10 protein-coding genes and 1 pseudogene are annotated in these 9,492 nt (G+C 63.3%); all 11 read right to left on the bottom strand.

What is annotated here, in order from left to right:
• Positions 1–134 precede the first annotated feature (134 nt).
• Entirely contained in the window at positions 135–446 is a 312-nt protein-coding gene (locus G495_RS0114190) for a DUF7768 domain-containing protein (RefSeq protein ID WP_028588331.1), read from the bottom strand.
• Positions 447–2,890: 2,444 nt separating this feature from the next.
• Positions 2,891–3,904 (bottom strand): annotated as a pseudogene (locus G495_RS23015) (phage tail tape measure protein); the annotation flags it as partial.
• A gap of 329 nt (positions 3,905–4,233) precedes the next feature.
• Complete coding sequence (locus tag G495_RS19375) at positions 4,234–4,734, bottom strand: T4 family baseplate hub assembly chaperone (protein ID WP_245588447.1); 501 nt, start codon at positions 4,732–4,734, stop codon at positions 4,234–4,236.
• Positions 4,735–4,779: 45 nt separating this feature from the next.
• Positions 4,780–5,457, bottom strand: coding sequence for a T4 family baseplate hub assembly chaperone (locus G495_RS0114175; RefSeq protein ID WP_028588329.1), 678 nt, complete (start codon positions 5,455–5,457; stop codon positions 4,780–4,782).
• Between the two features lie 15 nt (positions 5,458–5,472).
• On the bottom strand, positions 5,473–5,919 hold the full coding sequence (locus tag G495_RS0114170) for a phage tail protein (protein WP_225940361.1): 447 nt from the start codon (positions 5,917–5,919) through the stop codon (positions 5,473–5,475).
• Between the two features lie 30 nt (positions 5,920–5,949).
• Positions 5,950–7,479: a phage tail sheath C-terminal domain-containing protein gene (locus G495_RS0114165; RefSeq protein ID WP_028588328.1), complete on the bottom strand. Its 1,530-nt coding sequence runs from the start codon at positions 7,477–7,479 to the stop codon at positions 5,950–5,952.
• 2 nt (positions 7,480–7,481) lie between these two features.
• Positions 7,482–7,739 carry a hypothetical protein gene (locus tag G495_RS0114160; protein WP_022993000.1) on the bottom strand — a complete coding sequence of 86 codons (258 nt, stop codon included), beginning with the start codon at positions 7,737–7,739 and terminating at the stop codon, positions 7,482–7,484.
• A 12-nt stretch (positions 7,740–7,751) separates the two neighbouring features.
• Positions 7,752–8,300, bottom strand: coding sequence for a hypothetical protein (locus tag G495_RS0114155; protein WP_013514556.1), 549 nt, complete (start codon positions 8,298–8,300; stop codon positions 7,752–7,754).
• A gap of 59 nt (positions 8,301–8,359) precedes the next feature.
• Entirely contained in the window at positions 8,360–8,845 is a 486-nt protein-coding gene (locus tag G495_RS0114150; RefSeq protein ID WP_028588327.1) for a phage virion morphogenesis protein, read from the bottom strand.
• Positions 8,835–9,194 (bottom strand): hypothetical protein, encoded by a 360-nt coding sequence (locus G495_RS0114145; RefSeq protein WP_028588332.1) that lies wholly within the window; start codon positions 9,192–9,194, stop codon positions 8,835–8,837. Before G495_RS0114145 ends, G495_RS0114150 begins: the two co-directional genes overlap by 11 nt.
• Positions 9,181–9,492: hypothetical protein (locus G495_RS0114140; protein ID WP_028588326.1), on the bottom strand; the 312-nt coding region annotated here is incomplete at its 5' end. The genes G495_RS0114145 and G495_RS0114140, both read right to left, overlap by 14 nt.

The raw sequence follows: 9,492 nt of genomic DNA, 5'->3' as shown, positions 1-9,492 counted from the left end.
GGGATCTTGATCGTCGCGTAGTCGGTCGACTTCTCGTCGCTGATGGAGTTGGGGTTGTACTGGAATTCGAGCCGCTCCCCCGTGTCGGCGTCCACCAGATATCCCTTGATGGGTTGTTGATCCCAGGCCATTGCTTACACCTCGGCGATCTCGATGATCGGCTTGCCCAGTTGTCCGGCCCGGTCGAGTTCCAGCCGCATGCCGCTGGAAATGCCGTTGCCGGTGAACGCCCACACCTCGTCGCAACATTCCATGTAGGCCAGGCCGCAGGCGATGCCAGTCTCCCGCTGCTCGGGAACGCTGTCATCGGAAAAGGTTGGATACAACAGGTGCGGCGCGAACGGCGCGTGACCGTTTCTCATGACCCGTCGGCAAAGCGCCTCGGCGACCTTCACGTTTCGGGCTATGTCACCCGCGAACGGGCTGCAGACAAAGATGCGTTTCATCGGTCCTCTCAAAGTGTTTCGTAGTTTCTGATCTTCCGCTCCCGCAGATCCTTGTAGACGGCCTCGGCCACCTTCCGGCCATCGATGTTGGTGGTCACTCTCAGTTCCACCGGGCGGTCGGCCAGGCCATCGAGGCGCGAGAGCAGCGATTCCAGCAGTTCGCGCAGCCCCGGACCGGCTTCCTCTCCGCGCTGGGGTGTCGCTGGAGCGGTGCGGGCCGGAGTAATCAACCGTTCCGAAGGTACCGTCTCGGCGAGTCCCGATTGCAGGTGCTTCGCTATCGGAGTCGGCGCGGCCGTCTTGGGCCGCTCGATCCCGGCTGGAGCCGGAGAGGGATCTCCGTTTTCCAGTGCCGGTTCCACCGCGAACGGCTGGGTATAGGTCTTACTTACCGGCTCGACGGCCGCCGCGACGGTCTGCACGGTGCCGTTCATCGGTTGCGGAGGCGGTGCGGCCGTGGCCATGACCGGCTGGAGCATCAGCATGGCGCTCAGGGCCTTGGGCACCAGGCGCTCGTCCAGACGCGGCACGAGACTGAGCACGCTTTCGATGATGCGTTGCCCAATCGATTCGGCGGGCGGCGCAGCTCCGAGCGGTTGCTTCTGCTCGGCCACCTGCGGAATCGGGGTCTGGACTCCCAGCATGGCGCGAGCGGAGGACAGCAAACCGTTGGCGATCCCGGCGCTGCGATCCTTGATCGCCTGAATGCCCGCGCTCGCGCCGCTGGAAAGCCTTTGCCAGAGGGATTGCCCCTCGGTACCGGCACTGGCAAAGATTCGGCCCACAGCCCCGGGGACAGCCGACAGCGTGGCAACGATCCGGTCGCGAACATTGACGGCTCCCGTGGTCAGCGCGTCCCAGGCATTGACCTGGGGCGGCTTGATCGCCAGCTCGGGCGTGCCGCCAAACAGGGATTGTTTGAGACCGCCGAAGATGGCACCGGCCTTGGCCGCGACGGTTTGAGCCCCGGAGGTCAACCCATCCCAGAGTTTTCCAGCCATCCGGAAGGGAGCCGAGGCGGCGTCCATGAGGTTGCCGCCCGCCGTCTTGATCTGCTGCCAGGCTCCCGCAGCGGCCGAGAGAATCCCGCGAGCGGCGAAGCCGAACACTTTCGCGGGCAGCGACTGGGTAAGGCTCATGCCGTCGGCGAGGGTCTTGAGCAGCGCGGAACCGGAGGCGGTCAGGCTGGCGAGTGGTCCCTCGCGGGCATCGGAGAACGGCAGCAGATTGCGCAGCTTGCCCAAAGCGTTCTTGAGCATGGTGAAGGGATAGGTCACCGCCGACCAGATCCCTTCGCCCAGGGTGATCAGTAGCTTTTTGCCCGCCTCGAAGAAGGTGGTGTCCCCGGCGAAGAAGGAGCGCACGGTGGCAAACATCTCCCGCAGTGTGCTGATGATCGGCAGATTCAGAATCGCCTGGCCGATCTGTCCGGCGGCGTCAGCCACCAGGCGTCCGATGGAGGTGAAGATGCCGGAAATGAAATTCCAGACGCCGACCATCACATCCCGCGCCCAGCGGAACGGGGTGGCGAGAAAATCGTAGACCGCGCCGCCGATGGCCTTGAGCCCGTCCAGCAGGGAGATGTCACCGGTCAGCACCTGCCAGACGGCATAGACGATCTTCCCGGCGGCCATGAAGGCCTCGCCGATCATGCGCACGGGCAACAGGAACTTGTAGATGAACTTGGCCGCTCCAACCAGGGACCCGACGATGATCTTGCCGACCCAGACCACGCTGCGCACCACCACCGCCAGGGCTCTGACAATGAGCGACAGGTTCCAGGCCACGATCTTCAGCGCGAATGCCAGCCCCTGCAGAAGCACACCGGCGACGGTGCCGATAACCGTGCCGAAGGTGCGCCAGGACGACCCATCGGTGGCGCTGGCGGCCACGCCGAAGATTTCCACTACTGAAAAGACCGCGCTGGCCAGCGCCGCATAGGCACTCATCAGGGTGCGGACGGTCGGTTCGAGGATGGCGCGGATGCGGCCAAAGGCATGGGAAAACGCGCCCCACAATCCGGCCAGTGCCTCACGAACGCGGTAATAGGCTTTGAAGACGGTGACCACGAAGCCCAGCAGTCCGGCGGATTCGAGCTTTTGGGCCAGTTCGGCCGACATCTGTCCGACGCCGCCGCTGAGCGAACCCACCAGCTCTCTGATCCCCTGGAAGACCAGCGAGACCTTGTTCCAGGCCCCGGTTATGATGTCCTGGATGCCGCCGAAGTTGGTTTCCCAGGCGCGTTTGAGCAGATACACCGAGAGGATCACGCCCGCGATGATCGCGGTGACGGGCAGAAAATAGGTCGCGACCGCCGAACCCACCCCGGCCAACGCGGCGCTGATGGCCACGAACCCGGCCTTGATGGCTGGAAGCATGAGTCCCACCATGCCCACGGCGGCGGTGACGGCTCCGGCCACGACCAGAATGGTGCCGAGGGCCATGGACAGCCCCAGTACCACTCGGGTCACGCCCGGCATCGATTTGGCCATGCGTTGCAGGAATAGAATGACGCGGGAGACGCCGTTTATCACCGGCGTGACCACCGGCAGCAGCGTGCGGCCCAGGATTTCGCTGAGGTTGGCCATCTGCTGGCGCAGGAGCAGGAACCGGGCTCCGATATCCTGGTTCATGGCGTCGGCCATCTGTTCGGTGACCGCCGTGCCTGTCTTCATGGCCCGGCCTACCGACTGGATATTGCCTTCGAGGCTCTCCATGCCCGCCGACATCTGCAGCAGGAACTTGACCGCCTCGTCGGAGCCGAAGGCCTTCTTCAGCTTCACCTGGGCGGCGGCGTTGGAGAGATCGGGGAACTGGCGCTTGATCTCCTGCAGGATGGGAACCACGCCCTTGAGACGGCCGCTGGTGTCGGTGAAGGACAGGCCAAGCTCGTCACCGGCCTCGGCCGCCTTCATGATGAACGCCTTGTACAGCGTGCCCGCCTCTGAGCCGGGCATGGTGGTCTGGAGCTGACCGAGCACGGCGAGCTGCTCGTTCAGCGGAATATTGCTCGCGGCCGCCACCGCGCCGATGTTCTTGATGGCGTCGGCCATCTGGGTGCCGTTGGTCTTGAACGAGGCCACGGTCTGCGCCATGGCTCCGGAAAAGGCGGTCGCCCATTCCATGTCGTTCATGTCGGCCATGATGGGCTTGAAGATCCCGTAGGCCGTGGTGAAGGTGCCGACCATCTCCTGGGTGGTGGCCTTGGTCGCCTTGGCGGTCATGGCTGCCATGGAGGTGAAGACGCCCACCGCCTCGTCGCTGAGGTTGGACAGGGCCGATTTCACATCGTAGGTGGCGGTGATGAAGGCGGCCTTGTCGGCACCGGACCATTGGTTGGTGAAGGATTCTGCGGCGTCCTCGATGGCCCGGAGGTCCTGCACGCCGAGGGACGCCAGCTCGCCCAGGGCTTTCTGGGTCGCGGCGGTGGAGGCGACCAGGGCGGCGGGTACTGCCATCAGGGCCAGTCCCGCCCCCAGCATCATGGTGCCTTGCTGGATGCGGTCCAGGTTGCGGGTCATCCGCTCGCTGGCATCCGCCACGGTGGAATCGAGGTCCATCATGGAACCACGGATGCGCTGCGCGTTCTGCGAGAACGCATCCTTCATCGATACCACTATGCCCAGTCCGAGATCGCCGTTCATCTATCGCCGTTCCGTTTGCTCACGTTCAAAATCAAGCTGCCGCTCGAGGGCCTCGACGAACTGACGCCGGACCCTGAGCGGCAGCGAGCGGGTTTCCGACCAGCCCCAGTGCAGTCCGCCGTAAGCGAGAAAGAATGCGTCGCTTACAAGCGAACTCCGGGGAACAAAAAAGCCGGTTCGGCCTCCAGCCGGGTACGGATCTTGGTGCCGCAGCCATCGCATTCGGTCTCGACCGAGGTGTCGATTCCCGCGTCGACCCGCGACATCTCCTGCCGCAGTGCGTTGCGGTCGCGCATCGACATTTCCGCCAGGCTCTTCTTGGAGGGAGCCTTGCCGTCGATGTCGAGGATGCGGATGAGCATGGCCGAACTGATGTTGGGCTCGCGCAGGCTGGCCAGGCGCTTTTCCTTGTGGCCGTCGAGATATCCGAAGCGGACGGCTTTCTTCGAGCCGGGCAGCTTGAAGGCGAACTCGCGCTCCTCGCCGTAGGGGGTGACCTTGAGATCCTCGAGATTGACGGTCACGAAGTTGGTCATGCGGCAGGCGCTGTTCGGGCAGCTCAGCTCCAGTTCAACCTCGTCGCCGAGGGAAATCTGGCGCAGGCGGACCAGGGCGAACAACCGGTCACCCGAGAGCAGGTTCATCACCTCGGCGCTAAATCCCGCCGTAAGCGAGAAAGAATGCGTCGCTTACAAGCGAACTCCGGGGAACAAAAAAGCCGGTTCGGCCTCCAGGCGGGTACGGATCTTGGTGCCGCAGCCATCGCATTCGGTTTCGACCGAGGTGTCAATTCCCGCGTCGACCCGCGACATCTCCTGTCGCAGCGCGTTGCGGTCACGCATCGACATTTCCGCCAGGCTCTTCTTGGAGGGAGCCTTGCCGTCGATGTCGAGGATACGGATGAGCATGGCCGAGGTGATGTTGGGCTCGCGCAGGCTGGCCAGGCGTTTTTCCTTGTGGCCGTCGAGATATCCGAAGCGGACGGCTTTCTTCGAGCCGGGCAACTTGAAGGTGAACTCGCGCTCCTCGCCGTAGGGGGTGACTTTGAGATCCTCGAGATTGACGGTCACGAAGTTGGTCATGCGGCAGGCGCTGTTCGGGCAGCTCAGCTCCAGCTCCACCTCGTCCCCAAGGGAAATCTGGCGCAGGCGGACCAGGGCGAACAGCCGGTCACCCGAGAGCAGGTTCATCACCTCGGCGAGATCGGGATCGGTCTTCTCGCCCAGCCGGACGAAACAGTTGCGGAGCACCTGGTTGATCGCCTCTCCGGAGCGGATCAGGCGCTGGTTGGTGAGCAGTTCTTCCTCGGCCCCGGTCATTTCCCGGAGCTCGAGTTCAGTGCCGCTTGGCAGTTCAAAGCTGTACATGGTCGATCCTCCGGTTTAGGTCCAGTATTGGAAGCAGATGGTGAGCTTCTCGATGGTGTTCTCGGTGTTGCCGCCCTCGAGCTCGTCGTATTCGAGCGCCTTCACCCAGGCCCCGTGCAGGGTCCAGCGGCGGGTCTCGTTGCCGGTGCGGTCGTAGCGGACAACGTCGATGTCGCGCATGTAGTCGGCCGGAAGGCCGCCGGTGACGGCGTTCACGTCCACCTGTTTCTTGATCCATTCGCGGGCCGCTTCGTCGGAGCCGTCCTGCAGGTTGCCTTTCTCGAGGGTGATGTCCTCGAACTTGACCCGCCCCGCCACCTTCTGGTCGAACATCGAACCAGCCGGGGCAAAGGCCACTTCCTCGAATTCGGTTTTGGGCTCCTGTCCCTTGTGGAACAGAGCCACGTCGAAGCCGTTTACCTCGATGGCGAACTGCCAGTTCTGGTAAAGGCTCTTGGGCATATTTCCGCTTCTCATAGCCGTGTTCTCCCGTTAGATGATTTCTTTGAAGTCCGCGCCGGTGCTGGTCAGGATGAAGTTCAGCTCGATGAACTCCGCCGTCTTGGTCGGCTTGACGAACACGCGGGCCACCATTTCGTTGCGGTCGATGACCGCCGGGGTATTGGTCTCCTCGTCGCACTGGAATGCGAAATCGTAGAGGCCACCCTTGTCCTTGATGTCCTGCAGGAAGGGGTTGATCAGGCGGCCGAGGGCACGCCAGGTCTGGGGATGGTTCGGCTCGAACACCACAAAGCGGGAGGATTCCGAGATGGCTTCCTCCATGAACATCATTAGGCGGCGGACGTTGATGCGGTCCACGGCCGAGGGCTGGCTCTGCAGCGTCTTCTGGCCCCAAATGTTGATGCCGGTGTCGGGGAACACGGCGATGACGTTGATCCCTTCCGGATAGAGCACATCGCGCTCCCCACGGCTGGTCTTGTAGGCCAGGGAGAGCGTGTTGAAGATGCGGCCACGGTCGATACCGGCGGGCGCGTTCCAGACGTTGGTCTTCTGGTCGCTGCGGGCGATGCATCCCGCCACCGCGCCGCAGGGCGGCACCAGCTTCTTGCGCGAGTTGACCGGATCGCTGATCTCCAGCCAGGGGTAGTAGAGCGCCGCGTAGGAGGAGTTGAAGGCCGCGTGGCTGTACATCCCTTGTCCCTTGCGGAAGTCGACCGCTTCGAGCGGCTCCAGGTGCATGGGCGTGTCGGCGATGAACAGCAGATCCTTGCGCCCCTCGGCATAGGCGATTCCGGCGTTGATCACCGGCACTGTGGTGACGCCGGGGACCATCAGCAGGTTCAGGGCGTCGATCTCGTCAAAGCCATAGAGGCCGGTATGCTGCGAGGGATCGCCGATGAAGCCCGCATCGGCCAGATCGGTCAGACCATTGTCGCCGCCGCTGAGCGTGAACATGCCCAATGCCGGACGGTCGCCGGGTGTTCCCATTGCTGCGGCCAGATCCTGGACCAAGATGAAATCCGAGCGGTCGTTGATCGCCAGCTCCACATGGTTCGGCAGCGTCTCGTCCATGCTCAGATCCTTGAACACCTCGACCACATCGCCTTTGTGCCGGACCACCAGGTTGAAATGGTTGGCCGGATCGAGAGAACCGTCCTCGATGGAGATGGAGAGCCGGTCGCCCCAGACGCCTTCGTTCACTGCTTCTATCCGCAGGGTGTCGGCGGGCGTGGCCTCCCGGTTCTGGAGGACGACGGATGACTTAAGCGCCGTCAGTGTGTCCCGGTCGGTGGGGTCGGTGAGATGGGCGATGCGGGTGACGTAGAGGACCGATCCGCCGTTGTCGAAAAACGCCCGGGCGGCGTAGGCCAGATAGCTTTCATTGATGTAGGAGCCGAAACGGTTGATGAACTGTTCCCAGCTCGTCACCAACACGGGCTTGTTGATCGGACCTTTCTCGGCCACCCCGACCATGGCGGCCGACGAGGTCGAGATCTGCTTCACATAGAAACTGAAGTCCGTTTCCCGGGTGTAAATCCCAGGCGATAGATAGGTCGGCATGGTTATTTCCTCCGCTTGCTGGTGGTCTTGGCCTCATCGGCTGCGGTGTCATCGGTTGCAGTGGGCTTTTCCGGCTCCGGTTCCACGCCGCCGGTCAGGTCGGTGATGCGCACCAGGCCGCGTTTTCCGGCGGTCTTGATCTCGGCGGAGAGGTCCTTGCGGGCGATGCTCTTGCGTTCTCGCGGCCCGAGGTGAAGGGTTCCCTGGCCGGAGAGGTTGAACGTCAGGGGTTGGAACTGCAGGTTTCTGATCTCGATCACGGTAGTTCTCCTTTACGGTTGAATGGTTCGTTGCTCTGTCACGTCGCCGTGAAACTGGAAGGTCCGGTCCCGGATCAGCCGACCGTCGCGCAGGTCGCCGTCGTACACCGGGCAGGATTCGATGCGGATGCGTCCGGAGCTTTGCCGGAGGTTGGAGAGGTTCACCCGGGCCAGGCCGCCCAGAGGAACCAGTTCGGTGAGGTTCAGGCTGCCCTGGTCGGCGATGGCGATCTCCGGGTGAAGCTGGAGGAACCGCGATACCGACTCGTGAAACCCGAGCAGTTCGGCCTCCCGGTCCACGGTCACCACCAGGTCGAAATCGAGGTGATAGAGACGGGGAAACCGGCACTCCTCGAAACTCAGCTCCGCGACATTCTTTTCGAACAGGCGGCTCTGGCTGCGGCGGAAGCGGTCTTCCGTCAGCTTCGGCCCCTGGAGGATGACGCTGGGGGTGCGCTGGACCTCGAACAGGTCATCCGGGAACACCAGCACGGTGTCCGGGTGGATGGCCTGTTTGGCCAGGCGGATCAGGGTTTCTGTGACGGTCTGTATCGTGCTCAAGGGACGCCTCCGTTTTCTGCCTGGTTACTTACCGGAAGCGCTGGGGATGTGTCGGAGGCTCAAAGCGCGGAGCGGATCGCCTCGCGATAGTTCTGGAGGATTTGCTCGCGGTACTTCTCCATCACCGGATGCAGAAAGGGTCTGGCGGGGATGACGATGGTCGCGCCGTTGGGATGTTTGATGGTGGCCCCGTACTCCATGACGGCACCGATGTTCACCATGTCTTCACCGTCCTTGTTGACGGTGCCGCGCAGCAGTCCGACGAACGCCTTGTCGGCCATGATCTTCTGGGTGATAGCGTTGACGAGAAAGCCGGTGTCGATGAGCGCCTTGCTGGAACCTTTGCGCTCGATGGTGCTCTCGGCGAGCTTCACGAAGGCCTGTCCGCCCGGGGCCTGGGAGCGAATCCCCCGCTGGATCTCGCGCACGAGAAAAAGGGCGTTGCGGATCGTGGCCTGACGCAGGGCCGTGGCCAGGCGCGGCCCCATGCCGGCGGTCAGCTTGGCGCGGGCCTTGTCCCAGTCACCGGTTCGCCTAACGCCCATTGAGCTTCACCAGTTGCAGGTTCTTGTGGGTGACGGTGCCGAAGAAGTGTTCTTCCTCCACACTCTGTATGCGATAGGTTTCCCTGTCGGTGGCCAGGCGGTCTTCACCCCGGACATCGGCATCTGGAAGGACGCAGGCGAGCGCGTCGATCTTGCCGCTCAGCTCCTCCGGCGGGGTTTCGTTCAGTTCGAGGGGGATGACAGAGATCTCCGCGTATTCGGCATCGTCGGTGCCGTAGAGCCGCTCGCCGGGAACCACGCGCAGGACGCGTGCTGTCTGGCCGGAGGAGAGGATCAGCCGGGCGACGTCGGCCACGGCTTCGGCGCGTTCCCGGTCATTCAACAACATCGAGATCGATCCCTTGTTCGTAGATGACCGGCGTAAGGCCGCTCGGGGTCAGGATGTAGGCTTCCTGATCGAGCTGGGTGTCCGGACGCAGCTCGGTGAGCCGCTGGCGGTAGTCGGCGAGCAGATCGGCCTCGAGCTTGGCCCAGTGGCCGGGCTGGCCGGTTTTGTCCACCCGCTTGTCGCCGCTGGAAAAGGAGAAGGCGTTGGCGGTGGCCGAACGCATGACCTGGCAGGCGTGGATCTGCGCCATGATCACCAAAAGCTCGCGGACCTCGCCGGTGGGATCGGGGGTAATCTC

The sequence above is a fragment of the Desulfocurvus vexinensis DSM 17965 genome, from assembly GCF_000519125.1.
GTDB classification, from domain to species: Bacteria; Desulfobacterota; Desulfovibrionia; order Desulfovibrionales; family Desulfovibrionaceae; genus Desulfocurvus; species Desulfocurvus vexinensis.
Note: the sequence above shows the minus strand (reverse complement) of the source record. Positions and strands in the feature narration are given on the sequence as shown.